The sequence below is a fragment of the Pseudomonas sp. 37 R 15 genome (assembly GCF_900004865.1).
Lineage (GTDB): Bacteria > Pseudomonadota > Gammaproteobacteria > Pseudomonadales > Pseudomonadaceae > Aquipseudomonas > Aquipseudomonas fluorescens_AM.
This window is the reverse complement of sequence record NZ_CVTV01000020.1, coordinates 52,048-77,962: the sequence shown is the minus strand read 5'-3', so window position 1 is coordinate 77,962 and position 25,915 is coordinate 52,048. Positions and strand designations below refer to the sequence as shown.

Here is a 25,915-nt window from a genome sequence, read left to right as displayed (position 1 = left end):
CCTCCCACATTTGATCCTCATTGTGCTCGGGATCAGGGTTTTAGGCTTTGGGCCAGTTCGACCAGTTGCACGAATTCATTGCGCAGGCCGAACGGGTCGTCGCCTCGGGCCGAGCGGGCCAGGGCGGCGGTGTCCTGCAAGCTCATGTTGCCAGTGTAGCGGCCTTCGCCCTTGAGCTGTTGGGCGAAGGCGGCTACGGCGGCACTGAAGCGCAGGTCGTCGCTGGGCTCGGTGGACGTTTTACCGACGGCCCGTTCGATCAACTGGCTGTCACCGCCCGCAGCCGGTTTATAGCGTACGCGCACCGTCGCCAGTTCGGCCGAGGTGGATTCAGCCGCAGGCGCTCTGGCATAGCGCAACGGCTCCAGCCAGCCCTTCTCGCCCTTCGGCACGATTTCATACAACGCGGTCACCGTGTGCCCTGCGCCGATTTCGCCGGCATCGACTTTATCGTTGTTGAAGTCCTCACGTTTCAAGGCGCGGTTTTCATAGCCGAGCAGGCGGTATTCGCTGACCTGGGCCGGGTTGAATTCCACCTGCAATTTCACATCCCGCGCCACCACCGCCAGGGTCGAACTGAGTTGCTCCACCAGCACCTTGCGTGCCTCACGCAAGTTGTCGATGTAGGCGTAGTTGCCGTCACCGGCGTCAGCCAGTTGCTCCATCAGGTGCTCGTTGTAGTTGTCCACACCGAACCCCAAGGTGGTCAGCGATATGCCGCTTTTACGCTGGTCGACCGCCATTTGCTTGAGGCTGTCGAAGTCGCTGATGCCCACGTTGAAGTCGCCGTCGGTGGCCAGCAGGATGCGGTTGATGCCCTGGTCGATGAAGCCTTCGCGGGCCATCTGGTAGGCCAGTTCGATACCCGACGCGCCAGCGGTGGCGCCACCGGCGGTGAGTTGGTCGATGGCGTTGCGGATTGTGGTTTTGTCACGGCCGGAGGTGGGCTTGAGCACCACGCGGGACTCACCGTCGTAGACCGCCAGTGACACCCGGTCCTGATCACGCAGTTGATCCACCAGTAATTTCAGGGTGCTTTTGACCAGCGGCAAGCCTTCGCGACGGTCCATGGAGCCGGACACATCCACCAGGAACACCAGATTGGCCGGGGCCAGTTCTGCCACGGTTTTGTCGGAGGCCTTGATGCCGATGCGCAAGAGTTTCGTGCGCGGGTTCCACGGCGTAGTGGCGACTTCGGTGGTGACGCCAAAGGGTGAGCCATCGGTAGGCAGCGCGTAGTCGTAAGGGAAATAGTTGACCATTTCCTCCAGCCTTACAGCGCCTTCGGGCGGCAGGCGGCCCTGGTTGAGGAAGCGTCGTACGTTGGCATAGCTGCCGGTGTCGACATCCACGCTGAAGGTGGAGACCGGTGCTTCGGCGACGCGATGCACGGGGTTGTCGGGCAGGTTGGCGTATTGCTCGCGGGGTTCGCTGCGCTCAGCCAGGGTCGCCGTCTCCCGCATCATCATTGGGGCAGGCATGACCATGCGTTTGACCACTGCGCCCTGGGCCGGCGCGCGTTGAAGCGTTGCGATGGGCTCCGCTGGTTTCGCCAGGTCAGGGGACGACGACAGCCCGCATCCGGCCAGCGCTACCAGCAGGGTAACGGTGAAGCCTTGGGCAGCAGGACGCAGGAAGAGCAGAGGGCGGGACATGGGCTGGGCCTCGTGAATGAATGAGCCGTTCACAAGGTCAGACGCGAGGTGGGCGAGGTTCGGGTTAAACCCAATTTATCTGACAGCAGAAAACAATGTGGGAAGGGGCAAGCCCCCTCCCACAGTTGATCTTCAGTGTTTGAAGAATGTCAGTCTGTGCCGTACTTGGGGTTACGCGGGCCGTACAGGATTCCGGTGCGTTGCCCTGCCGACAGCAGGCGCGCACTGGTGATACCGGCAATCGGGTGCGCCGCATCGGTGGAGCTGTTGATCACCTGCTTGACCGCCGCCGTGATCAGCATGCCGACCAGGCCGCCACCGTTGTTGTTGCCTTCCTCGCTGGACGCCCGCGCCGCGCCGGTCCACAGGGTGGTGCCGGTGCGCAGGTCCACCAGCTTGGCCGAGGCCGTCACTGAGGTGTCGCTGGAGATCAGCATGTACTTGGTGCCGTATTCACTGACCGTAATGTACAACGCCGCGTCCGCACCAAAGATGTCATGCAGCTTGGCCGGCAGTACCGCCTGGATATCGTTGGCGGTGGTCAGGCCGTTCTGGCGGAAGGTTTCGTCCACCAGGGCAATCGGCAGCACGTAGTAGCCGGCTTCGGCCAGCGGGTAGGTGACTTGCGACACCAGGCTGTAGGACGCCTGCACTTCCGGCGATTCATTGATCGGCGGCAGTACCAGGATCGACTTGGGCCGTGCCTGTTTGTACGCCGAATAATCAACTGTCTTGGGCGCCGCGCAACCGCCGAGCAACGCCAGGGCCAGCAAGGCGCCGGTGAGTTTTAACAGGCTCATTTGGTGGCGACTCCGGTCTTGGCGTTTTTCAGCAGAAAGTCCATGTACGCAGCGGACTCGGGGAACAGGGCCTTCTCGGTGCGAAACTCCTGCACCATCTGGTCATCCTTGCCCATGTTCATGTACAGCATGCCCAGGTGCGCGTGGTAACCCGGCGGCGCCTTGCGGCCACTGGCGTTGATCTTCTGCAGATCGCGCTCCAGTGCTTCCACCTGCGCTTCCTTGGGCTCGCCCTTGAAGTATTCGTAAACCTGCGGCTGGTAGCTCTCCCATTGATACAGGGGCTGGGGCGCCGTCTGGCACCCGGCTACCGTCGCGATTGCTGTCAGCATCAGCGCCAACTTCACTGCCTTGCTCATCCGTGTACTGCTCCTTGTGGTGTGGCTGATCAGTTACGCGGGTTCCAGGCGCCGGCGTTGATGCCGTCGACCAGGCGGTTGATCGCTTCGCGCATGGCCAGGTCGAGCACCTTGCCATTGAGGGTGGAGTCGTAGCTGGCGGTGCCACCGAAGCCGACCACTTCACGGTTGGACAGCGCGTATTCACCGGCGCCCTGGGTGGAATACACCACTTCGGAGGTGTTGATGTTGACGATATTCAACGCGACCTTGGCGTAGGCCACTTGGGTCTTGCCACGGCCGAGGATGCCGAACAGCTGGCGGTCGCCGGTTTCCTTGCGGCCGAACTCGGTCACATCGCCGGTCACCACGTAGTCAGCGCCCTTGAGCTTCTGCACGGTGCCCTTGATCTTGGCTTCCTGGGAGGTTTCGCCCATGTTGTCGCGGTCCAGCACGCTGAAGCGGTTGGTCTGCTGCAAGTGGGTGATGAGGATGGTCTTGGCCTGGCTGCCGAGACGGTCAACGCCATCGGAGAAGATGCCGCGCATGTAACTGGAGCGGTTATCGAACTTGCCCACGGCAATCGGCACACGCACGCCGGAATAGGCGACATGGGCGCTGGCGACTTGCTCCACCGGCATTGCGCGGTTGCTCTCGGTGGCGCAACCGGCCACGGTCAACAGCGCCGCGGCGGTGAGGCCCGACAGCAGGATTTTGGACAGTGTCTTCACAGGGTGCTCCTTGGGTGAGGAAATCAGCGTTGCTGCGTTTTCCAAGGAGATAGGCCGCTGGAAAACACGCAGGCCTGAATTCTTCCCTGAAAGACTGTGATGCAACGGCTGCGGCATTTTACGGGGTTGAGAGCCGTTCTCAAGGTGTTTCGCCCCGAGTAGTGAATCCAACACAAACCTTTAGAACATGGAGATCCGATGTGGTCAGTCAACCCTATCACTGACTGGTCTACTGCTATCGGGAGCAAGCCCCCGATGGCGGCGAGCCAGCCAACATATCCATAGACTGACCCACCGCTATCGGGGGCAAGCCCCCTCCCACACGGGTATCAGAGGCATCACCCTCTGCGTAAGCAGGTTGAGACAGTGCAAGCTGCCCCGGCCCCGATGCTCCGGATTCACGCAAACCCAATGTGGGAGGGGGCTTGCCCCCGATGGCGGCGAGCCAGCCAACACATCATTGACTGACCCACCGCTATCGGGAGCAAGCCCCTCCCACAGTTGTTTTGCGGTGTTGCTTAGAAGGCGTAGCGGGCCTTGAGCATCACGCCGTCGGCGTCAAAACCGCTGCGCGCCTGGCGGGTGTAGCTGGCGCCGACGGTGAAGTCAGACACTTGGTAGTTCACGCCCACGCTGGCCTCGTAGCTGTCACGCGCCACCGATGCGCCGGTCACGGTAAACGCCGAACCGCCAGCCACGAAGCTGGAGGTTTGCGCCACGCGATCGCCCATCAGGTCGTGGTAGGCCATCAAGGTCGCTTCCGGTTGCAGGCTGCCCGCGCCCATCGGCAAGTTGCCCGCCAAACGCACACCAGCACCCAACTCACCCACTTCATAACGCTGCGAAGACGTGCTCAAGGCCGCCGACGAACCTTTCTCGGTGTAGCCATCCATGCGCACGTTGGCATAGCGCGCGGCCACACGCGGCTCGATCACCACCGCCTGGGTCGGCTTGAAGCTGTAGCCGCCGATCACGCTGGCAGACAGCACATTGCTGTCGTAACTGCCCTTGGCCGTGGTGCCCGCGACGTGGCGTTTGCTGTCATTGTCGTTATGGCCGTAGCTGAGGCTGCCATCCACGAACCAGTTCTGCAGCGCCCAGTTGCCGTACAGCGACAGCGCGTGGCCCTCGACGTCGGTCTTGTTGCCCAGGTCGGAATGGATGTTGGAATTGAGGTAGCTGTAGGCCACGCCCAAGGTGGTGGTGTCGTTCACACGACCGTCCACACCCACCGCCATGCCGCTGCTGTTGGCCGAGTAACCGTTGTTGCCGCCACGGCCGTCCTGGTCCATGTTGCTGCTCAGGCCCTGCACCCACACGCCGCCGACCTGGTGGCTTTCACGCTGGTCGGTGAGGCGGTTGAAGATCGCGCCGTTGACCACGGTTTGCCCTGACAGCGCCACGTCGAGGGCGCCACGGTTGACGTCAGGCGTGAGCTGGTCGGCGAGCTGCGCCAGTTGCTGCGCAGTCCCGGCGTTGGCCAGGCTCTGGAACACCGGGTCGTTCTGGTTGAGCTGGCCGAGCACCTCGTTTTTCACCACATTGACGGCGGTCGCCGCCGACGCACCCGCGCTGACACCCGCCAGTTCCTGCTGAACTTGCTGGTCGCTTTTCACCGCCACCACGGCCTTGACCGTCTGCGCATCGGCCGAGTAGCTGAGCACGTTGAGCAACGACGAGGCGCTGGCGACGGCCACGCCGTTGTTCTGCACGTTGGTGGCTTGCAGCAAGGTGTATTGCGTGCCGGCTTTAGGCGCCGCGAAGTCGCCCGGGTTGGCGCTGACCGTCAGCTTGGAAGCTTGAGCCAGATTGGCCGTGCCGTTGACGGTGAGGTACGGCGTGGTCGGCACCACACTGTCGGCCAGGTGCATATCAATGCCCGCGCCGCTGGCCACATTGAGGTCGCCGGTGATAGCAGTGCCGGGCGCCGAGAGGTTCAGCGAACCCGAGTTGACCGACACCGGCGCGATGATACGGCTACCGCTGAAACCCGCCTGACCGCCGATGTTGACGGCGCTGAGGTTGAGCAGGTCGCCGGTGATTTTGCCGCCGGTCCAGTTCAGGCTGGCGAGGTTGTTGGCGTCGACGGCGATACCGCTGTTGCTGCGAATTTCGCCGGCTTGCTGGTTGATTTCAAACGCTGCGACCTGCCTGGCCGCATCCACCTGGATCGCCGTGCCGTCCGCCGCGATGAGCCCACGGTTGACGATACCGCGTGCGCCCGTGGCGCTGTTCTGCGCGAAGCTGGCGCCGGAAAGGTCGAAGGCATTGGCCGACGCGCCCTTGGCTTCAATGGTGCCGGTGTTGAGAATGTAATCGACGGTGCCGGAGTAAAAAAACAGCCCCTTCGACTCATTGCCATTGGCGGAAATCAGGCCGCTGTTTTCAATACGCAGGGGGTTGGTGTCGGTTTCCACTTCCATGCCCCAGGCGCCTTCACCGGTGGCGATAATCGAGCCCGAGTTCAGCAGCTTGCCGCCGATGGTGGTCGGCGTGTCGCCGCTGACGTCAAGGATCAAGCCAATCGCATCCGGACCGGCCATGTCGATCACACCGGTGTTGGAAACGTCGCCCGCAATGGTGGTGCCGTGCAGGTAAATGCCTTCGCCGCCGCCCAGATAGCCTGGAAAAGGCTCAGCGCTCACCGGCGGCGTGGAACGGATGGTGCCGGAGTTGATAACGCTGCCGCCGATGGTCGTGGCACCGATTTCAAGCCCTTCGTAGGCGCCATGGTTCATCAGGATATTGCCCGCCTGAACCACATCCCCGGTGATGGTGCCGGGTGTCAGATTGGAAGGGCCAGACCAGAACATCGGGTCGATGGCGATCGCGCGAATGGTTTTGCCCTGTGAGTCCAGCGTGATGTCTGCGCGGTTGATCAGCGAGCCTTGAATGTTGGTGTTCACAAAGCCGAGACCGGCGGGATCAGTGGTGTTGGAATCGACCACCCGGGAAAACTTGCCGTTAATGGTGACCGGCTCGTTGAACGTCTCATTGGCCCAAATATTCTTGCCCTGACCCAGGTCGAACTCGACTGCCAGCACCTGCGTGCTGATTGCGCCGACCATGATTGCCAACAGACTTTTCTGGAACTGCTTGCGCTTCATTTCAAACTCCATGAACTACAGTCAAAGCCGCCAATACGCCCGGCAGCAGTAGGTGTGCTGTACGAAAGGATCAATCGATCCGAATGAGGCTCTCTCGACGTCCTTGGGAATCGCAGGCGCGAGCCAGTGCACCGCAGGCGGTGGCAGACAGGAGGCCGTAATAGGGAGAGGTTCACATCAATCCTTAATGTCATTTGAAAACGCTGCAGTCCATGCAGCCCGACCGGTTGCGGGTGGGCGGGGTAAAGACATCGAGATAAACAAAATGTTCAAGATGAAATGTGCGCTGAGTCGCAAATGCGCAATGACGCATTGTTGGCGCAAGCATCTGATCCTCAAGTACGCAGGCAAGCAGTTTAGAGTGGAGCAAAATGATTGATGCACGCTCAAGCGTCTTCGCATCAAACAGTACTGATGATAGAAAAGACAGGGAGGGTTGTTATTCAATGAAAATGCTCATACTCACCGCAGGCGCACTGCTTCTCATAGGCTGCAGCTACGACAAGGCCACCCTGCGTAACGAAGCTGAAGCAGCCAAATACGACCCCGCTACCAGCGCACGTATTCGCATCTACTCCGCACCGGAAAAGCATGCGCGCTATATACCTGGCAAAACCTGCGAGGCCTACTACAACCATCCGGAAAATGGTCGATTACAGGGTGATATTCCTACCCGTACCTACGATCCCAAACAGCGTTACATCCTTTGGCGCAACTCCAATGTCCTCGATATGAAGGCCGAGGATTACCAGAACCGCGTGATCGGCATCCCCGCCACAGCCCATACAGAAGCAGTGAAAACCGACCGGCTGGGCTACGACGAATTCGTCATTCCCGCCAACCAGCCAGTGCTGGTCGAAATCGGCTATAAGACCGATAAAGGATACTGCTACCCACCCACCGTCCAGTTCGTCCCGCAAGCAGGGAAGGATTACGAAGCGAGCATTGAATTTCACAAGCCGTACTTCTACGCCTCCAATTGCTCTATCGATCTGGTGGCACTCAGCGGCACCGGATCCCCACAAGAAACCCACCCCGTCTCAACCAACATCTGCCGCTCCGACGGCCACGGACGCTACTCCACCGTTACGCCCTGAGGCGCTCAGCGGGAAACAGCAAGGGAAATAACGAACGCAATACTCAACGCAACGAAGATCAAATGTGGGAGCTGGCTTGCCTGCGAAAGCGGCAAGCCTTTGCACAGACTTACTTGAGCTCCCTAACCAGATACTGCGCGGAAATCTGCGTGATCCCGGTCAACGCCCGACGCAAGGCTTCAGGGTCTGTGCGATAGGTGAGCGGCGTGTAGCCATAAACGTTCTGGCCATTGAATGGCGTCACCGTTTCAAAGGTGCGCCAGATCATTTCATCGCCGCGATTCATCTGCGCCACCACGCTGAGGGTCGGGTAAATCACGCTGCTGAAACCCTGGGTCAGGCGAAAGCCCCACTCGGACACGGTCAACTGGATCTGCGCATCGGCCGGTTCATCGTCGCCGACCACCTTCAGTGTCGAAGTCTTGCCCAGCGCATCCACAAAGCCCTGCTTGAGCAACACGCCTACATCGAGTTTTTCCGCCTCCATCACCGTCAGGATGGCCACCGGCGTCGGCATCTCGGCCAACTGCCCAAGCTTCATCCCGGCCGCAAACCCGGCCCCGCTCAACGCCGCAGTGCCGACCTTGGACGCCCCGCTGGCCATGCCGGCACCCGCACCCAGCCCGGCACCCAGGGCAGCGCCCCAAGCCTGCTCGCGGCCGAAGTACACCATGTTCTTTTCCCACTTCACGGGCAGAACGTTGACGGTCTTGATCTGGGCACGGTTTTCGGGAGTGAGGGGGTGGCTGACGCAACCGCCCAGGATGAGGGTGGTGAAGAGGATCAGGAGGAGGTTTTTCACATTGGTCCTTTAATGTTTGGGGTGGGGCTTATGGATTGGCGTATTAGTGATGCGTTTGCTCGTCGGCAGTATGTCGGCAATGAGTGGGAAGACATTAGGAGTCGTGGTGGCACTCTTCGACGGGGCAGCATTTTGATGCCTTGCGTGGGTTTGGTGGTGCGGCTTATAGTCCGGCGGTCGCCCAAAAGGCGACCGGGTTTGGCGACCCGAAGAACGAGCCCTCAATAATCCAGAGAGCTTAATGATGAATCGATACATGCCCCTAACCGGCCACGACTGCACCATCCCAGCCTTGATCATCGACACCCAGGCACCTCGCGACGTCCTTCACGACGCCGCCGTGCACCGCATTCGGGCCGTCACCCAACTGCTGGAAAACCTGGCCTTCCGCGAACACCTCAGCAGCGATGCGGTAGTACTTTCAGACTTCGCCCACTTGCTGGCCATTCCGCTGCGCGATGGGTGCGATTTGCTGGATGTCATCGGTCGCAGGCTTATGCCGATCCGTCCTGAGTGAAAATTGGGCGGCCTTTGTGTCGCCAGCTTTGTGCGTGAGCAATCCAACTAAATAAATCAGTCCACTTTTTTTGTCATTTCACGCAGCAAACGTGATCACCAGAAAGATAATAAAGCCCCTGCAGTTTTCCGCAAATGGAAGAAAGGCCAAACACCGGTTCTGAGGCATAAGAAATAGGCAACTCGGATCTAATCGAACCGGCGAACTCCGAACTTTCCCACGCAGGAGTTACTATCCCGTTCCAAAAACTTACGGCATCTCCCTTATCAGACAATACAACAGGCTTTAAGTATTCAATTGCTGAATTGGTGTCCCAATACAAATAACCGCGATAAACAGAGCCCCTTTCACCAAAAAAATCAGCTCGAACGATAATCTGAAAGTCTGAGCACGTTTCCTGTTCGGCGCGGCGTACAGTTAATTCATCCTCCGCGGTGTCGCCCATCGGAAAAAACCAAACACCACAACTATCAAGATCATCAATCGTTAGTTCGTATACTTGTTTATCCAACATAACTTTCCATCACTATTTGATTCGCTTCTCTACTGTCTCTATGGCCCTTATTCAGTCGGCTTTCATTGCGCGGCTCTAGCCCTCACACTTTAAATAAAATTTTTCTCAGCATGACTTGCCTCTCAGCCTGGATTCCTACATCAGCTGTGAAACAGTGCTCGCAGGCAACAATCTTCAAAACATCACCCAAATCTTCCACGAAAAACCCGTCGACATTCATTAACTCTTTTTCGTCAACACCTAATGAGTTAAGCAAAGACTTACTAACCCACATTGGCGAACCGACAGCCTCTATATAACCTTTCCTCAAAACCCAGCGCCCAGGATTATTTGATATATCTACAATCTCTTGGGTAAGCGGAAAGGGTAATCCATTGCTTTTTTTAGGCAGATGGGAGTGCTCAACATGGGCCACTTCGAAGAGTTTGATATTCTCGGCATTTTGCCACCGATCATATTCAGCATCGTAAACTCGAGCCTGAACGAAAGCTGGCTCATCTATTAATGCAGCAATCAACGAGTGCGCCATCTCAAGAGAATTTGCGATATTCTTTATATCTAATCGGCACAGTTCTTTATCCGCCACAAGCGAAAATTCTACAGAGCCACCAGCTAACTCAACAAAAAAACTCTTGATCTTATTCTGTTTCAAGTAGTGCGAAACTTTGGCAAGCAACATTTTTTCACCGGTGAATCCATCGTTCACCTCGGAGCCTTTAAAGTCATTGAGTTGTTGCTCTAAACGCGTCCATACAGCTGGAGAGCTATCGTACAAGCCCTCACTAAAAACAATTTCAACCTCAAACATATGATTAGCTGCCAAATTCTTTAATGATGACAGTAATATTCCATTGCTTACCATACTCTATAATTTTACTCGAATCAGACAACCCGCCAGGCTGAACTCGGATATCCAGAATCTTCGTCGCTACGATACCATCTACAGTAATTTTCGAGCTTTGCAACAGAAAAGCGCACAAATTTATTAATAGACTTTTCACTGCTATCTCGAATTAAAATGCCCCCCTCTCTCGCCCGCTCTTTTCAAGCAATTTTCTATGGAGATGAAAAGGTAGAAAAGTTACTGGCTAGCATTCAACGGAACCGCTCAATCAAATCCGCCTCGATCTGACCGAGCAAGTTATCCTTATCTTCACCATTTTCCACAACTAAATAATTCCCTATCTGACTGTCGTGATAAACAGTTAACGCGACCCCATTACATATCAATACCCAACGTCGAGAATAAATATTTTCAGCAAATTGAACTGGGTTTGCCTGCCAATATTTTTTTAAATATTTTACAATCGAGTCAAAACCATCCCAATCAGAAGAAAAGCCTAAATGACACTCGACTTTTCCTTCAGAGTTAATTCTTCTAGTTACAGTTGTCAACGACTCATCCATTCATTCAACCCCAAGACATTTATTAACCACTCTAGTTATTTTTTTATTTTAGGGAGGCACCAGTAAGCAGCAGCCCAAGTAGAGATTCCGCCTAACAAAAAACTCAAAAACACGGGAAACATATTTCTCATCACATGATAATTTTCAACCTCACTTATGAAGAAAAAAACCACACCAAACATCCATGCAGTAGAAACAACTGCGCCGACAACTGAAATCATTAAGTACACTTTAAAACTGCCCACAGGCTTTACAAAAACCAACATTAGAGAAAAAACTAATGCAGGAAGAAAAAAATCAACTGCGCCATTAAGGGAATGGTAATAAATAACGAAAAAACCTCACCCCCTCTCACCTCCCCAATTAATGATGAGTTCTTAAACACCGTTATCAATATCGAAATCAACATTAAGGGCACAGCGGCCACCCCCGAAAAAAAGGGGCACAACATGAATGCGAAAAAAACTTTTATTCGGGGATATGTATTCAACGTCATGGTTTACACCCTTGACTGACACCATAGCCTAGTAACTTACAACCAAACTCAACCCTAGACTTATAATCCAAGACATCTACACCACCACTAATACTGGGCACGTCAAGTGGCAATTTTTTTGCACCTTTGTCAGCGAAAAATAGGGGGCAGCCCACTATTCTTCCTGAGGTGTATACGCATGAGTATTCCCCTCAGTGAAAGCTGTGATAGTTTCGAAATTCCTCCACACTGCCACGCCCCCACGCTTCACGGTCTATAAGCGTTTAGCGATGAACGGGCGATATAAAATAAGGAGGAAGATAAATCTACTTTGAAAGCAGAATACTTAGAGCGTCCTTAGATGCATTAACCACCCACAACCACTCATTTTTCTCCAAATATTCCCTATCAGAAAGTTCAGTGCCATATTTATCAAAAATCACATTAAGAGCACTTACCACGTTTTCAATGGACCTTGCTTCTTTTTCATCCCTGAGGACCAAACCTATCCAGTCGGAAGCGTTTTCAGCCAAACTCGTATCATCGTATAAAAAATGTACTGTGTAATTAAACTCGTCATAATCTAAACTCGGCGATGACCTCTCTACCCAAGCCTGGTACTGATAGTCAAGGTCAGACAACCCACTCAAGTATGAGATAAGCTCCTCTCTCATACTAGGAAATTTCAGTTCGGAGAGTTCCAATTTTTCCATTTCTTATATTCGCTCAGAGGTATATGGACTTGTTCCGCATGTTCCTTAATCGATCCACTAACAGGCTTGCCGTCCCTACCTATCACCCGGCCATTGGACCTCACAATAACATGATCCACTTGCTGAGTAGGCTGGCTAATATCAGGTTCGCCCTTATCTATCCGTACGCCATTACCTTGATTTTTTGGATCTTGCCATCTAAATCCTACCCCCTTCTTATTTGGCGTTACTGCCCAAGTATCTGGAAATTTGGCAATCGTGGTGTCTGGAACATCCCAAATTTTCGGCAATTCGCTCTGCGTTGGTTCAGAGTCTGTCTTGGCACTCGTAGGATTATGATTTTTCGTCGGAGCATCTTTTCCTGCGCTAGCAACCGCGCGTTTGTATGCCAAGGCTCCAGCGGCTGTACCTAAGCCAACCGCAAGAGCGATTTTCAAATCGTTGGTGATCTCTTGCGCCTGCGCATCACTAAGGTTCCATTTCGCTTTAAGCGTATCGACCATAGCTCCTACAGTATGCTCAGTCGTCGCTGTTGCTAACATCTCCTGGAATTCAAAGTTTGAATTAATTAGGTTCTGTACTGCTTCTCGAGCCTTCGGCGAGCCATATTCCACAATATCTTTGATGGGGTTCAGGTCTGCCATGGTATTGGCGACTTCTTTCGACCGTGCCGCGCAAGTCGAAGGATCAGCCTTACAGCCCGCTATCGCTTCAATATCCTGCTGAAGACTCAACTCTTTAAATTTACGAGTGGTGTCTTCAATGCAGGAGGTATCCGTGCACGCGGCTATTTTCTTGGCGGCTCTTTCAAGCTGATTGTGGTTTAGATAGTTGTATTGCGTTCCGTTCTGAGCGACCCAACTGCCCTTCTCCAGCTTGGACGCATCGACATCCCCTTGCGCTGCAGCAGCTAGCACACCGACGATTTGCGAACTCATCGTAAGCAAGTCATCGTCGCCTTTGACCAAGGAATCGAGATGAGTGACTAGAGCCTCACTCGCACCTGCTGCCAATGCGCCGGTTTTAAAGTCTCCACCAGTGGCCTCCGCTAACAGCCCGCCTACCATGGCATGAATCGCGACCTTTGGTGCCGAACCATCTGCGAACACATTTTTCGTGTAATTACCCAACAAATTGAAACTGGCTGCCGCCAAAGTATTAAACAACGCATTTTTAAGCGCATCGCTGGCACTACCACCTTGCCCGAGTGCTTTGCTCAACAACATGGAAGTACCACTTTGCAGCGTTTGGTTAGCCGCAAATTGGCCGACACCCCGCCAGCTATTCAGTATTCCTGGCGTTGTGATTTTCCCAGTTGCCGTGTTTGTCTCGGTTCCAGTCCAATCACCAAAATATTCCGCCGTCAGACCTGCTGTAGCGCCGGCAATGACATACCCCTTCATAGCATCCGAAGAAGTAACATCCTTGAGCACAGCGCCAAGGTTGCCCCGATTGTTGACTACGCTGACAGTCGCGTTCGTAGACGCGCCCGCCGCTACAGCACCAGCGACAGCGCCCACAGTGCCACCACCTGCCGCGACTGCCGCTAGAGGCCCAACCACTGCCGCCATCACAATCGCAATAATGATCTGCGAAGCAGGCCCCAGGCCCGAGTTGCTGTACTTGAAGCTGTCGTGGATTTCCTTGACCTGCCTCCAGTCCACATCGCCACGCTTCTCGGCATCCTTGATCCAAGCCAACTGTGGATCGGCCTTAACCATCGCATCAATGGACTGGCTGACTGTCTCCTGATTGACTTGGTTAATGTCGATCTTCAAACCGGCGACAGCTTTGATTGCCACATTGCCTTCGGCGATCAGCTGACTCTGGCGGACGGTCTCGTCGGTGTTGCCCTTGCCCTTGGAAGAAACCCAAAACGCGTTGTTATTGCTCTTCTCATGGCTCTCCTGATGCAGGTCTTTGACCGCTTCAAAAGTAATCGCGCCACCACTGTCCAGAGTGATGTCATTGCCGCTTTGAAGCTTGGCAAGTTGATAGGTCTGATCTCCTTCACTCTTGAGTATCAGGTCGCCGCCGGTCTTGATTTCAGTACCGACGTTAGTAATACGAGTGACCTCGTCGCGCTGGGTTTTCTTGGAACCCCAGCCGCTGTTTTTCTTCATGTCATACAACGTATGCGTACTGTTCTCAGCCGCCAACAAACTCAACTTATCCCCGCTATACAGATAAGCCTCATTCCCCGCACTGATCCTGCTCGCCACAATCGTGGTATCACGCCCAGCCTGGCTGACAAAATCCCCACCCGCCGTCAGCACGCTTGCCACTTGGGTGGTCTGGTCGTCCGAGGTCTTGATGCGTTTTTTGCCGTGTTTTTCCTTGCCTTCGACGTTGTGCATGTCGCTGACCGAGGCAACGTTGAGGTCGCGGCCGGCGGCGATGTTGAGGTCTTTGCCGGCGGTGGCGGTGCTGCCGATGATGTTGACGTCTTGCCCGGCCTGCAGGTTGAGGTTGCCGCCCGCCGTGACGCTGGCGGCGAGGTTTTTGACGTCGGTGGTGATGCTGGATTTGTGCCCGCCGTCGCTGAATTCGTGCTTCACGCGAGTATCACTGGCGGCGACTAAATTGAGGTCGCGGCCGGCGGTGAGGTTGGCGTCGTTGCCCGCTACCAGCGCGCCTCGGTTGGTGAGGTCGCGGCCGGCGTCGATGGCGAGGTTTTCGCGGGCGACGATGGTGCCGGCGCTGGTGTCGGTGAGGGTGCGCATGCCGACGCCGTCACGCACCTGGATGGCGGTGGTGTCGTTGGTGACGTCGCCTTTGAGGGCCGTGAGGCTGACTTGCTTGCCGCGAATTTCGCCGGCCATGGCGTTGCGGATGCTGTCCTGGGCCAGCAGGCTCAGGTTGTTGCCGGCCTCGACCAGGCCGCCGGTGTAGATACTGCCGCTGCTGATGGCGGTAAGGTTGTTGCTGGCGCGCAGGGTGCCGACGTTGATCAGGTCGCCGCCGGTGACGAGGTTGAGGTCGCGGCCCTGGATCAGGCTGTTGCCGCGCACGTTGCGCGAGTCGGCCTGGGCCAGGTAGAGCACCGGCACGAGCACGGTCTGGCCGTCGATGACGCGGTTTTCCATCCACACGATGTCGTGGGTCAGGGCGCCGACTTGCTGGCCGGTGAGGGCCACGCCGAGGCTCAGGCGCAGGGCGTCTTTGCTGGCCAGCGCGTTGTCCATCAGGTAGCGGAACTGGTCGGCGTCGCTGTACAGGCCGCCGGCGAGGAAGCGTTGGCCGGTTTGCGCGAGGACGGCGTCGCGGATCAGGCGGGTTTCGTACTGGCCGTCACCGAGGCGGCGCCAGGCGTTGTCGGCGTTGAAGCCGAGTTTGCCGAGCATGTAGTCGGAGCTGAAGAAACCGGACACCGAGGTGAATTCGGGGTTGGTCTCGATCAGGTAGTGGCTGGTGGGGTCGGCGTTCTTGACGAACAGGCCGTACTCGCCCTTGGGCAGTTGGAAGGTGGGCGAGGTGGTGGGGTCGACCGGGGCGAAGGCGGTGCCGGTGTAGTCCACCGGCACGAAGCCGCCGCCGGGGGCCACGCCCACGACGGGCAAGACGCTGCCGGGGGCCTGGGCGCTCGGGTCGTTGGCGTGTTTGCTCAGGTTGATGTTGATGCCGCCGACGGGGATGCCGGTCTGGTCGTCGCCGAGTCGGCCGGTGAGTTGCGCCAAGGTGTTTTCGTGCAGGGTGCCGTTTTGCAGGGTGCGAGCAACGTTGAGGTTGACCGTGCCGCCGGCTTGCAGCGTGGCCGCGTAGCCTGGGCCACCGTTGTCAGTCCAAGTGGTGACATTACTGACCTCGGCAAAACGGTCATCGGAAGACCGCGCCTTGAGCGCTTCAAACCGCGCCAGATCGAAGTTGCCCGCAGCGACGGCGGCGTTGAACGCTGGGATGTCGCGAAACTCCATCTGGTCCCAGTAGTCGATGTCGATCCTTTTGGGAGTCCCCACGACGATGGTGTTTTGGCCGGTGCGGCTGCCCGCGCCTTGATTGAGCAGGTCATTGGCGCTGATGCTCAGGTTGCCATTGGCAGCCAACAGGCTGTAGCGGTTCTGAACGTTGTCGCCCTGGATGACCAGGTCTTTGCCGGAGACCAGGCGAGCAGGCGCCGAGTCCTTGATCGCCGACTCAAGGTAGGTCTGGTAGATGTTGATTTGCCCGCGCTTGAACGAGTCATGGCCGCCGCAATGCTGGCCACACACCCACTCTATACGACCAGTGGTCAGTGTCTGGCCCAGTTCGAACGCTGCCTTGGCGTTTTCCACGAATGCGGCATTGATGCCGATATTGCCTTCGCTTTCCACAGTACCCGAAAGGTTACTGAAACCTGCCGCGCGCCCGCCATTGACGGCGGAAAAGGTCAGGCTGCCCTTGCTGTAGGCATCACCGTAAAGGTTGCTGAAGCTGTTACCGCGCAAGGTCATGTCGCCGCCGCTGAACAGCAGCGAATCGGCGGCATTGGTAATGCCGTTGACCGCCGTGAGGTTCACCGCGCCCTGGGCACCGAGGGTGCCACGGTTGTTGATTTGCGCGGCGGCGATATCCAGTTGCTGGCGGGCGGTGAGGAAGCCGAGGTTGTCCAGGGTGCCGCCCAGGGTCAGGCGGGTATTGGTGGCGGCCAGGCGGCCGCCGTTCTGGCTGAGGTTGTTGGCGGCGACGGTGAGTGTTTGCAGGGCCGAGACGCGGCCGCTGTTGTTCATATCGCCGGTGGTGATGCTGATGTCACCGTCGCTGAGCAGTTCGCCGCCGTTGTTCAGGCTCGCCACGTTGAGGATCAAGCCCTTGGCGCTGGCCATGCGGTCGCCGGCCTTGAGGGCCAGCGCCTGATCGCTGTTGTAGGTGAGCACATCGTTGAGTTGCACGCGGCCCAGGCCGTCGACGTTGCCGAAGGCCCAGTCGGCGCTGCCCATGCCCTGGATATTGCCCTGGCTGCCGGAGAGGCTGGCGGTGTTGAGGTGGAACAGGCCGGTGCCGGCGTGTTGCAGCATGCCGTTCTGGTTGTTGAGGCTGGCGGCGTCAAGGCTGAAGGCCTGGCTGCCGAATTCGAGGGTGCCGTTCTGGTTGTTCAACGCACCGCTGAGGTTGACGCTGCTGCTGGTGCCGCCCAGCGCACGCAGTTGCCCGCTGGCGCTGTTATCCAGGTTGCCGCCGGTGAGGGTCAGGCCCTGGTTGGCTTCGATCAGGCCGCCCTGGTTGGCGAGGGTGTCGCGTGAGGTCAGGCTGATCTGATTGCCGCTGACCTGGCCGCCCGCGCTGTTGTCAAGGGTGGCGCCGCTGACGGTCACGTGTTCTTTGCCGAACAGTTTGCCGCCACGGTTGGCTAGGGCTTCGACGGTCAATTGCAGGTTGCCGACCAGGCTTGCCATCAGCCCGCCGCTGCCGTTATCGACGCTGTTGGCGGTGACGCTCAGGCTGTCGCCCTGCACGGTGCCGCCCTGGTTGTGCAGGCTGGTGGTGGTGAGCACGGTGGGGGCGCCGCTGCTGAGGATCAGGCCCTTGCGGTTGCTCAGGTCCTGGCCGCTGTAGGTCACGCCTTCGGCACCGGCCAGCAGCTGGCCGTTGTCGTTGTTCAGCTGCTGCGCGGCGATGTCCAGGCGCTTGCCGCGCAGGGTGCCGCCGTCGTTGTTGAGGGTGGTGAGTTGCTTGACCAGCACGCTGCGTTCGCCCGCGTCGATCTGGCCGCCGGCGTTGGTGAGCAGGTCGCTGACCTTGAGCACCACGTCGCCGCCATCGCTGACCAGCGCGCCTTTGTTGCTGTTGGTGAAGGTCTGCGCGGTGACGTCGACGGTCTGGCCCAGCAGGATGCCGGCGCTGTTGTCCAAGCGCTCGCCCTGCAGTTGCAGCAGGCCTTCGCTCTGGATGCGGCCCTGGGCGTTGAGCAACTGGCCCGGGCCTTTGAGCAGCAGGCTTACGCCCTGGGCGCCACCGGCCAGCAGGCCGGCATTGCGGTTGTCGAGGCCGGAAGCGCGTAGGTCGAGGCGGTCGCCCAACACGCGCCCGGCACGGTTGTCGATGTCGCCGCCGGCCACGTCGAGCAGCAGTTGCTTGCCGACAATCACGCCGCTCTGGTTATCCAGGTGGGCGGCGTGCAGTTCGATATCGCCCTGCCCGGCCTGCAAGCGGCCCTGGGCGTTGTTGAGCTGTTGCGCGGCGGCCAGCGTGAGCTTGCCGGTGTCGGCGCTCAGTACGCCGTCTGCGTTGCTGCTGAGGGTGCCGGCCGTAACGTTTAGGTCGGTGCTGGCCTGGGCGAAACCCTGGTTGTTGTTGAAGGTGTTGGCGACGGCCAGGTTGAGCGCGCCGCCGTCAGCCTGGATCAGGCCCTTGAGGCTGTTGTCGAGGTCGCTGGCATTGACGGTCGCGGTTTTGGCTACCAGTACGCCGTTCTGGTTGTTCAGGTTGCCGGCGTTGACGCTCAGGTCGTTGGCGATGACTTGCCCGCCGCTGTTGTTCAGGTCGGCGCTGGTCAGCGCGAGGCTGCCGCCGGCCATTTCGATACGGCCCTGGCGGTTGTCCAGGGAGGCGCTGTTGAGCGTGGCGGCCTGGCCTTCGCCGAAGCGGATCAGGCCACCGAGGTTGACGATGGCCGGCGAGCTGATCACCAGGCTCTGCTCGCCGAACAGGCGCGCGGTGGCGCCCTGGTTGGTGAGCTTGGCGCTGCTGACCTCGATGTTCTTGGCCTGGATGATCGCGCCCTGGTTGGTCAGCGCTTGCGCGGCGGTAATCGCCAGGCCTCGGCTGGCCAGCAGGTCGCCGCTGGTGGTGACGGTTTGCGCGCTCACCACCAGATCGCCGGTGGTGTTGCGGGTGTTATCGGCAGCGACGCCGGCTTCGATGATGCCGGGGTTGTTCACGCTGGTCGCGTTGATCTCGATGCGCTGGCCGGCGGCAATGCTCTTGCGGTTGACCAGGGCCTGGGCGCTGCTCAGTCGCACGTTGCCGTTGGCGTAGACCTTGTCGGTGAGGTCGACGGTCTGTGCGCTGACCTTGACGTTACCGGTGGCCGCCGCCTGCGCCATGCTCAGGCGGCCGTTGGCGTCGAGCTGGATATCGCCACCACTGGCTGCGAGCGTACCGTCGAGCTTCACGCCCACACCGGCCTCGGTGCCCACCAGCTTGATCGCGCCGGCATACATGCCGCCCAGGGCCGACGAGTCAATCGCCAGCTCCGGCTTGGCGCTGCCGTCGTCAGCGCGCACGTTGGTTTTCAGGCTTTGCGCATCGACGTCGTTACGCCCGGCGATCACGTTGAGTTCGCGGGCGTTGATTTGTGCGTTGATCTTGGCCGAGCGGGTGATGATGTCGAAGCGCTCGACGTTGCTGGCGTTCAAGCCTTCGCCGTCGATGGTCACGGCACCGCCATCGACCTGGTAGCTTTTCAACTGGCCGGTCGGGTCGATGACCGGCTTACCCGTGGTCAGGGTCACGTTGGGCGTATTGATAAAGCCGCAACCGCTGCACGTCACACCGTACGGGTTGGCCACGATGACCTTGGCCGACTGCCCCGCCACTTCGGTATAACCGCGCAACTGACTGGCGCTGCCGCCGTTGACTTCGTTGAGGATGACGTTGGCCGCGCCGCCCTTGAGGTTGGGGTTGCCGACAATGATCCCGCCCAGTTGGGTGTTGACCATAGGGCCGTTGCCATTGTTGAGGATCACGCCGTTGGGGCCGACGTTGTAGTCCTTGAACTGGTTATGAGACAGACCCGCGCCGTTCGGCGTGGCGATATTCACCACCGGCACGCCATTGCCCGCCGCGCCCACCGTGGTACCCGGCGCACTGACCACGATGCCCTCGGCCTGGGCCAGCAACGGCTGCCAGAACAGCGCGTTGGCGAGGATCAACGCCAGCCCGCGCTTGGGCAGGCCGAAGAATGCGTTTCGCGGCTTCAGGGCAGCAGAAGGTTGGCGGGCCAGGAAGGCGAATTGTCGAACATCCATTTTCGTAGTCTCGTTGCAGCGGGCATTAAGGACATGCAGCAGTAACCGGCGCTGGGGGCTCGCTCATTACTGTCGACATGCGATCGTCAGGCTGGCTGGAGATAGAACGTCAGCTCTTATTGCCATATCGGGAAAATGCCATTACTTAGCCATCAGATCGCCGAATAAGTTAGTACAAGGAACGGGGGAAAAGTTCGCGAGGGAATGTGTGAATTGGATCCCACTTATCGGAATTTAGGGGTGGGGTTGGTTTTAATAGCGTTGGCGCAGCGGGCGAGTGGGATTGACTCAGCTGCTGCCACGTCAGTGGAGGCCTACCTGAGCTCGGGAGAAGCCGCCGAAACTCAGGGAGGATATCTATTGTTTTGCGCAACTAGTCGATGGGACTTCTGCGACAGGGCCGGGCGTCTCTAAACTGGAGTGCTCTCATTGTGGCGACCAGGCCTGGAATACTGGCGATTCTGCACAGATTTTGGAGGACGAGGATACTTGGAAATATTGGAGCGGGCTCTGCGTGATGAGGTGCGACATCAAGCGCAGAGCTAAGGGTGAATTTGTCGGGATCCCTCAGGGTCTGACCCCTATTCCCAAGAGCAAATTTTCTGAACTCTAAAAAATGCAAAAGCGTGGTACGCCCCCTATCTCGCCCCAACCAAAAGTTCTTTTAATCGCTCTCCAGTAGTAGTTATCTCGCTAGTTGACAGCAACGTATAGCTAACAACAATCAACACACCTCCAGCCAATTCCGAAGCATTCTCAACGTGCCCCTTGAGACACTTAATAATCTGTTGAGGGCTTTTCCCAAATGCGCGAAGGCATAATTTCTCATCAAAATAATTAGCCGCATTTATACGAAAAACGCCATCTCTCCCGTTAATGTCTCTTTTTGTAGCATCGCATGCAGCTAATACTGCCGGCCAGTCGCTTCTAGTGACAGACCAATCATGCAGTGAAGCTCTATAGGCACCAAAAGCCTCTACATACGCAGGGAAAATTTTTTTCAATAAGTCTAAATAATCAATTTCAGCATTCGAAAACTCAATGAATAGAGAGTCATCAAATTGAGCATCATCTTCTAGATATTTCTCACTTCTAAGAGAATATGCAATTCGGCCTTTTATCCCCTTTGGGAGAAACTTATCTAAAGAAACAGAAACAACAAGCTCGCCTTCAATATCGGGAACTTCTACAGCACCGGCCAAATCCCATGGCTTACCTAAGCCTGACAATTTTTCGAGAAAATTTTCGTGCCGCTTTTCAATAGGCTCTGAAAGTTTTGGCCTATGACGAAACTCAAGCTTATACGTAGTCATTAGGGTGCAACCCTCACCAGTGAAAAGGGACAGATTTGCTGGACTCTAAAAAACGCAACAACGTGGTCTGACCCCTATTTCCCCTTTCCAAACGCTATTCTGCGAGGACCGAATATCATCAGCCGCATGAAGTGTGGCACTGCCTCCCCCCTTTGCACCATTCAACTCCTCAATGCTGGCAACGACAACACTTCATCGTACTGTGGCCAGTCTTCCCTCGCGCGTTTGAGCACACCTTGCATCAACTCGTCCAACTCAGGCACCGGTTGCTCGGGCGGCAATTGGTCAAAGGGCGCGGCCAGCAGCGGATGATCAATCTTCTGCGGATTGGCTAAACCCTCCCACTGGCGCAGGCGCAGGATATAGAGAATTTCCACCGGCACGCGTTCCAAGTGCCAGTCCTGATTGAAGTCGTAGGAATTCTTCTGGCTCTCTTTGCCGGTTTGCCAGGTGTGGCGGTCACACGCGGCCAATAGGCAGGGCATCAGGTCGTCGGGGCTGGGAGTGCGCCACTTGGCCAACAAGGCTTCGTAGATGGGTTCGTCGTAAGCATAAGCAGGCCATTGATGCGAGACATCGCCCACCCAATCGGCAAACACACGCAGCATAAAAGCTTGGGCGCGGCGGTGTTGCTCTTCGTACTCAATCACTAATTGATGCCCACGGTTGAGAGCCGCATGGGTGAGATAGCCCTGATGGATGACGGCATCCTTCCAGCCTAGGATCGCCATGGCGGCCATCATATTGCTGGCGGTTTGGATGCTGTAGTTTTGGCGGCGTCGATCATTGCCTGCCGCTTTGGCAATAATGTCGAACTGACCCGCCCAGAAGAACAACTGCCAAATTCCTACTTGGTAATAGCGCAGCCAATGGGCCAATTCCAGAAGCCATTGCGGATTATCTGGTGCGGTTGCCAATACCTTATGGGCTCGTGTGACGGCCATCCATTCGGAGGTACTACGCGTAACGTTGTCACTATTCGGTACAGGCATTGATGGCTTCGCAAATGCATCGCCGCGCTCAACATATTCACGGATGCCATTCAACTCGTATTCATCTGAGACGTGTGGCCCCTTGGCTATGCGCCCCAGCACACTTTTGTAGGAGGGCCATTTCGGGTTTACGCCCGAGCGCTCGAACTGAATTACTTCTTGGTCCATGGTTCCACCTTAAATTCTGCTACACCTGTTTTACTGGGGGCGGGGACACCGACTTTGACTGTTACACCTTGAACCTTGGCTTTTCCTGAATCCAAAGCCGCTTGCAAAGCATCGCGTAAAGCAGGATCGGAGTCGGCAATTGATTTATTACCCGGGAAATAGGGAAATAGGGGTCAGACCACTATTCTTCTATTTTTTAACTCAAACTTTTTCGGGCGTCCTGACACACCCGGTGAAACTCTTTTACCTAATACCTGCGCAATCTCTGATGCGAACTTCTGATCCCCCAAAACGTAATTACCGTTCGTAGAAGATCGAATTTGTTCTATCAATTCAGGTGAAAGCCGATCCATGAATATAGACCGGTAAGCTTCGGCTCGTTGCGCGGCGCCGCTACCTAACTCGCTATAGACTGCATGCGGGCTTATAAAGCCTGATAACTTGCCCTGTGCGTTTGCCGTATAGCTGGTCCAGCGATAGTCGCCCGGATGAGCAACCATACCCGCTCTGACCGGGTTCATTTCGATATATCGATAGCAAGCTAAAACATAGTTTTCTTGTTGAACCAAACAGGAGCGGAAACGACCTTCCCACAACGTGCCCGTTCGCTGATATGTTCGATTGACATATTGAACGTAGCGCTGCCCCAGCCCCTTCATAAGTAGGCCAGCCCCCGCGCAGCAGGTGGGAGTCAACAATAAATGAACATGATTTGTCATCAAGCACAATGCGTGAACTTTACAACCGTACAGCTCAGCAAGCACGGCTAATGTATCAATGTAAAAAATATAGTCTTTATCTGAATAAAAACACGCAGCCCGATTGTTTCCCCGCTGAATAATATGCAACGGGATATCCGGCAGTAAAACCCTGGGACGGCGAGCCATATAAACCCCTAATTGGATAAGAGCTTACAGTTTAGCCGTCGATCACTAGGCCGACAAAATAAAATAATTACAAAAAAACAAATCATGCTTTAAAAGAGCAACTCTACCAAACTCTAAAAACGCAAAACCGTGGTTTACCCTATTTCCCCAAAAAATAAACTATATTTTTAAAGAGCAACTTCACTGAACTCTAAAAAACGCAAAACGTGGTCTGACCCCTAGTCCCAAGTGTATAGCAGCACCTAGAAGACCGAAACCGGATAACTAATTGATACATATAGAAAATACCCACCTCGCGAGAGGTGCGTGTTGTGTATTGAGATTTTGCTCCTGTTAAGGAGCGAAAATTCATGCTGAAAAAGGGCGTATTGAGCAGGTAGACCGTAGGTCGTCAGGTTGGTAGACAAAAAGGAGACAAAAGGACTACAAAAAGGGTACAGCTTGAGTACAAGAAGACTACAGGATGAGTGCAGGAAGGCGGCAAAAAGGGTGCACATAGGGTGCAAAACACCGGCGCAAGGCCGGTGTCGATAGTGCCTGATCAAGTTGGGTATATTGGAAACTACATCTGTCGAATATCAGATAAAAAATCATAAAATTCTTTTTCTGTCATCTCAAACTCTGGCCCTTCGACCATTGCCATTAGTGACAACAACGCAATGTCTAAATCTTTTGTGAGAGAAAGGTTTGGATCTTGGTAAATATCAAGTGCCTCTTTTGATATTTTAAAAATATCAAATCCATCAGCAACCACTCTTCCAAGTCTGTCAGCCACTATGTCTTCCATGCTCATTGCTGCCCCCAACTCTTTAGCTCTGCTCCGGTCGGAGGGTAGTGCTGAGCATCAACCGGCTGCCCATTAATACTTTTCGGGTGGACACGGATTACTTCTCCTGCATGGTCATAGCTTTCCATCCATTGCCTCGTACTGCCCGTTTTAGGATCAAACTCCGTGGCGAAAGAAGCACCCCGAGTAGGTCCTTCTGTCCTTGCAGGAACCTCTTGTGTGTAGTAACGAATACGGCCATCAGGCAGTGTTCTAGCGGAAATAGGGGTCATACCACTATTTTTCAAACCGTGGTCTGACCCCTATTTCTCCACTGCGTGATGAGGTGCGCCATCAAGCGCTGAGCTTAGGGTAAATTTGTGGGGATTGCTCAGGGTCTGCCCCCTATTTCTCCCAGCCTAGCACTCATCAGAAAGTCTTTACTCTTCATCCCAAAAATCTCCGGGAGGCGCATACTCCCCACCCCGTAAGACAGCGCACCAGCCATAACTTCTATAAAACATCTCAAGATCAAGGATCTTGTAAACGCCTTCATTAATTTTATGCAATGTAATCAAACCATTAGCGAAATGCGTATATCGACCGCCCGCCCCCGCAACGGCTCTTAACTCCAGCTCTCTACGATCCCATTCTGATACCACCCCAGATGACTCAGGAACCGTATCCGAAAACGAAATTTCAAATTCTTTTGAGACCTTGCAAAAGCAGGGTATTCGTTCCTGCCTGAGTAATTCATTCGTGATCATGTTCTCAGGGAAGTCGATAATTAATTTCACTTAAGTGCACTCCGAGGAACAACAACCTCACCTGAAAAGTTTCTTTGAAAGGTACTGATGGGACTGAAATATTGGGCCCCGTGCGGATCGCGAATAGCTACAACGGAGATTCCATTTCTAGTTGTAACCCCATCCACCACAACAAAATGGGAAAAGTCCGTACCTTTCGTGTTGTCAACAATGCGGACAACCACCGGAGCTCCATCACCGGTGTACCTAGCCAAATCAGCAATATTTCTGTTCCCAAAGGCACTTGCAGGAACGCCTTCAGAAGTCATCAGGCTCGGGGAAATAGGGGTCAGACCACTATTCTTCTATTTAAAAGAGCAACTCTACTAAACTCTAAAAACGCAAAACCGTGGTCTACCCTATTTCTCCAAAAATAAACCATATTTTTAAAGAGCAACCTCACTGAACTCTAAAAAACGCAAAACGTGGTCTGACCCCTATTTCCCTCAGATAAATGCGCGCCTTTTCCACTTTTTTAGGCTCAGCACGCTTTTATGCCTAATCCGATAGGGTGTAAGAAACATCTCCCGAGTCGCGCCAAACTCCATTCGCAAAGCTTATCGGCCGCTGTGGATAACATACCAACACCCCTTCGACGAACTGACGAAACGACAAGTCAAGTCGCGTTATCCAACGCATATTGTCGATTTCCAACAATCGCCAGTTGTCTCCACTGTCGAAACCGAAAGCAGTCCCGGTGCTATCCCAGCCGAACAGCCACACCTCGCCCTTAGCACCCGATTCATAGGGTCCGTCTTTATAAAACCCATCATCACCAAAGTACTCTACCGCGGGACATAATGTGTGCCTGCGGAAATAGGGGTCAGACCACTATTTTCCAAACCGTGGTCTGACCCCTATTTCTCCACCATTTCTAAACG

At 55.8% G+C, this 25,915-nt stretch carries 18 protein-coding genes; 2 read left to right on the top strand and 16 right to left on the bottom strand.

The features are described from left to right. Window positions 1-32: 32 nt before the first annotated feature. From BFQ04_RS05600 to BFQ04_RS05580, 5 genes are all read right to left on the bottom strand, one after another. On the bottom strand, window positions 33-1,655 hold the full coding sequence (locus BFQ04_RS05600) for a vWA domain-containing protein (protein WP_065949946.1): 1,623 nt from the start codon (window positions 1,653-1,655) through the stop codon (window positions 33-35). 149 nt (window positions 1,656-1,804) lie between these two features. Further along, window positions 1,805-2,455: a DUF799 domain-containing protein gene (locus BFQ04_RS05595; RefSeq protein WP_065949945.1), complete on the bottom strand. Its 651-nt coding sequence runs from the start codon at window positions 2,453-2,455 to the stop codon at window positions 1,805-1,807. After that, window positions 2,452-2,814, bottom strand: a complete 363-nt coding sequence (locus BFQ04_RS05590) for a DUF4810 domain-containing protein (RefSeq protein WP_057010471.1) — start codon at window positions 2,812-2,814, stop codon at window positions 2,452-2,454. Before BFQ04_RS05590 ends, BFQ04_RS05595 begins: the two co-directional genes overlap by 4 nt. A gap of 29 nt (window positions 2,815-2,843) precedes the next feature. After that, the gene (locus tag BFQ04_RS05585) at window positions 2,844-3,524 is read right to left on the bottom strand and encodes a CsgG/HfaB family protein (RefSeq protein WP_065949944.1); all 681 of its coding nucleotides are present in this window, start codon (window positions 3,522-3,524) and stop codon (window positions 2,844-2,846) included. A gap of 518 nt (window positions 3,525-4,042) precedes the next feature. Next, the gene (locus BFQ04_RS05580) at window positions 4,043-6,631 is read right to left on the bottom strand and encodes an autotransporter family protein (protein ID WP_065949943.1); all 2,589 of its coding nucleotides are present in this window, start codon (window positions 6,629-6,631) and stop codon (window positions 4,043-4,045) included. A gap of 446 nt (window positions 6,632-7,077) precedes the next feature. Here BFQ04_RS05580 and BFQ04_RS05570 point away from each other — a divergent pair, with 446 nt between their 5' ends. Beyond that, window positions 7,078-7,728 carry a hypothetical protein gene (locus BFQ04_RS05570; RefSeq protein ID WP_065949941.1) on the top strand — a complete coding sequence of 217 codons (651 nt, stop codon included), beginning with the start codon at window positions 7,078-7,080 and terminating at the stop codon, window positions 7,726-7,728. 109 nt (window positions 7,729-7,837) lie between these two features. Here BFQ04_RS05570 and BFQ04_RS05565 read toward each other — a convergent pair whose 3' ends face one another. Continuing rightward, the gene (locus BFQ04_RS05565) at window positions 7,838-8,530 is read right to left on the bottom strand and encodes a hypothetical protein (RefSeq protein ID WP_065949940.1); all 693 of its coding nucleotides are present in this window, start codon (window positions 8,528-8,530) and stop codon (window positions 7,838-7,840) included. Window positions 8,531-8,786: 256 nt separating this feature from the next. On the opposite strand from BFQ04_RS05565, the gene BFQ04_RS05560 reads away from it, so the two are divergent. Beyond that, a complete protein-coding gene (locus tag BFQ04_RS05560) occupies window positions 8,787-9,047 on the top strand; it encodes a hypothetical protein (RefSeq protein ID WP_065949939.1) in 261 nt (86 codons plus the stop codon). Between the two features lie 73 nt (window positions 9,048-9,120). On the opposite strand, the gene BFQ04_RS28310 is transcribed toward BFQ04_RS05560, so the two are convergent. The 10 genes from BFQ04_RS28310 to BFQ04_RS28290 form a co-directional block, all read right to left on the bottom strand. Further along, window positions 9,121-9,561 carry a hypothetical protein gene (locus BFQ04_RS28310; RefSeq protein WP_083217926.1) on the bottom strand — a complete coding sequence of 147 codons (441 nt, stop codon included), beginning with the start codon at window positions 9,559-9,561 and terminating at the stop codon, window positions 9,121-9,123. Window positions 9,562-9,643: 82 nt separating this feature from the next. Further along, window positions 9,644-10,369, bottom strand: a complete 726-nt coding sequence (locus BFQ04_RS05555; RefSeq protein ID WP_065949938.1) for a hypothetical protein — start codon at window positions 10,367-10,369, stop codon at window positions 9,644-9,646. A gap of 287 nt (window positions 10,370-10,656) precedes the next feature. Next, window positions 10,657-10,968 (bottom strand): hypothetical protein, encoded by a 312-nt coding sequence (locus BFQ04_RS29185; RefSeq protein WP_139111899.1) that lies wholly within the window; start codon window positions 10,966-10,968, stop codon window positions 10,657-10,659. Window positions 10,969-11,769: 801 nt separating this feature from the next. Next, the gene (locus BFQ04_RS05545; protein ID WP_083207984.1) at window positions 11,770-12,156 is read right to left on the bottom strand and encodes an SCO4402 family protein; all 387 of its coding nucleotides are present in this window, start codon (window positions 12,154-12,156) and stop codon (window positions 11,770-11,772) included. Beyond that, window positions 12,129-20,102 (bottom strand): two-partner secretion domain-containing protein, encoded by a 7,974-nt coding sequence (locus BFQ04_RS05540; RefSeq protein WP_256544556.1) that lies wholly within the window; start codon window positions 20,100-20,102, stop codon window positions 12,129-12,131. The genes BFQ04_RS05545 and BFQ04_RS05540 overlap by 28 nt, the downstream gene beginning before the upstream one ends. 638 nt (window positions 20,103-20,740) lie before the next feature. Then, window positions 20,741-21,415, bottom strand: coding sequence for a hypothetical protein (locus tag BFQ04_RS28300; protein WP_083217924.1), 675 nt, complete (start codon window positions 21,413-21,415; stop codon window positions 20,741-20,743). A 161-nt stretch (window positions 21,416-21,576) separates the two neighbouring features. Continuing rightward, on the bottom strand, window positions 21,577-22,251 hold the full coding sequence (locus BFQ04_RS05535; RefSeq protein ID WP_065949937.1) for a hypothetical protein: 675 nt from the start codon (window positions 22,249-22,251) through the stop codon (window positions 21,577-21,579). A gap of 497 nt (window positions 22,252-22,748) precedes the next feature. Next, window positions 22,749-23,462: a transposase gene (locus BFQ04_RS28295; protein WP_083217923.1), complete on the bottom strand. Its 714-nt coding sequence runs from the start codon at window positions 23,460-23,462 to the stop codon at window positions 22,749-22,751. Between the two features lie 562 nt (window positions 23,463-24,024). Continuing rightward, entirely contained in the window at window positions 24,025-24,255 is a 231-nt protein-coding gene (locus BFQ04_RS05530; protein ID WP_055002011.1) for a hypothetical protein, read from the bottom strand. A 413-nt stretch (window positions 24,256-24,668) separates the two neighbouring features. Next, window positions 24,669-25,025 (bottom strand): hypothetical protein, encoded by a 357-nt coding sequence (locus BFQ04_RS28290; protein ID WP_164420254.1) that lies wholly within the window; start codon window positions 25,023-25,025, stop codon window positions 24,669-24,671. Window positions 25,026-25,915 lie beyond the last annotated feature (890 nt).

Coding starts and splice junctions, on each gene's coding strand:
- BFQ04_RS05600 (WP_065949946.1), bottom strand. CDS start 1,655: ATGTCCCGCCCTCTGCTCTTCCTGCGTCCTGCTGCCCAAGGCTTCACC.
- BFQ04_RS05595 (WP_065949945.1), bottom strand. CDS start 2,455: ATGAGCCTGTTAAAACTCACCGGCGCCTTGCTGGCCCTGGCGTTGCTC.
- BFQ04_RS05590 (WP_057010471.1), bottom strand. CDS start 2,814: ATGAGCAAGGCAGTGAAGTTGGCGCTGATGCTGACAGCAATCGCGACG.
- BFQ04_RS05580 (WP_065949943.1), bottom strand. CDS start 6,631: ATGAAGCGCAAGCAGTTCCAGAAAAGTCTGTTGGCAATCATGGTCGGC.
- BFQ04_RS05570 (WP_065949941.1), top strand. CDS start 7,078: ATGAAAATGCTCATACTCACCGCAGGCGCACTGCTTCTCATAGGCTGC.
- BFQ04_RS05560 (WP_065949939.1), top strand. CDS start 8,787: ATGCCCCTAACCGGCCACGACTGCACCATCCCAGCCTTGATCATCGAC.
- BFQ04_RS28310 (WP_083217926.1), bottom strand. CDS start 9,561: ATGTTGGATAAACAAGTATACGAACTAACGATTGATGATCTTGATAGT.
- BFQ04_RS05555 (WP_065949938.1), bottom strand. CDS start 10,369: ATGTTTGAGGTTGAAATTGTTTTTAGTGAGGGCTTGTACGATAGCTCT.
- BFQ04_RS29185 (WP_139111899.1), bottom strand. CDS start 10,968: ATGGATGAGTCGTTGACAACTGTAACTAGAAGAATTAACTCTGAAGGA.
- BFQ04_RS05545 (WP_083207984.1), bottom strand. CDS start 12,156: ATGGAAAAATTGGAACTCTCCGAACTGAAATTTCCTAGTATGAGAGAG.
- BFQ04_RS05540 (WP_256544556.1), bottom strand. CDS start 20,102: ATGGATGTTCGACAATTCGCCTTCCTGGCCCGCCAACCTTCTGCTGCC.
- BFQ04_RS28300 (WP_083217924.1), bottom strand. CDS start 21,415: ATGACTACGTATAAGCTTGAGTTTCGTCATAGGCCAAAACTTTCAGAG.
- BFQ04_RS28295 (WP_083217923.1), bottom strand. CDS start 23,462: ATGGCTCGCCGTCCCAGGGTTTTACTGCCGGATATCCCGTTGCATATT.
- BFQ04_RS05530 (WP_055002011.1), bottom strand. CDS start 24,255: ATGAGCATGGAAGACATAGTGGCTGACAGACTTGGAAGAGTGGTTGCT.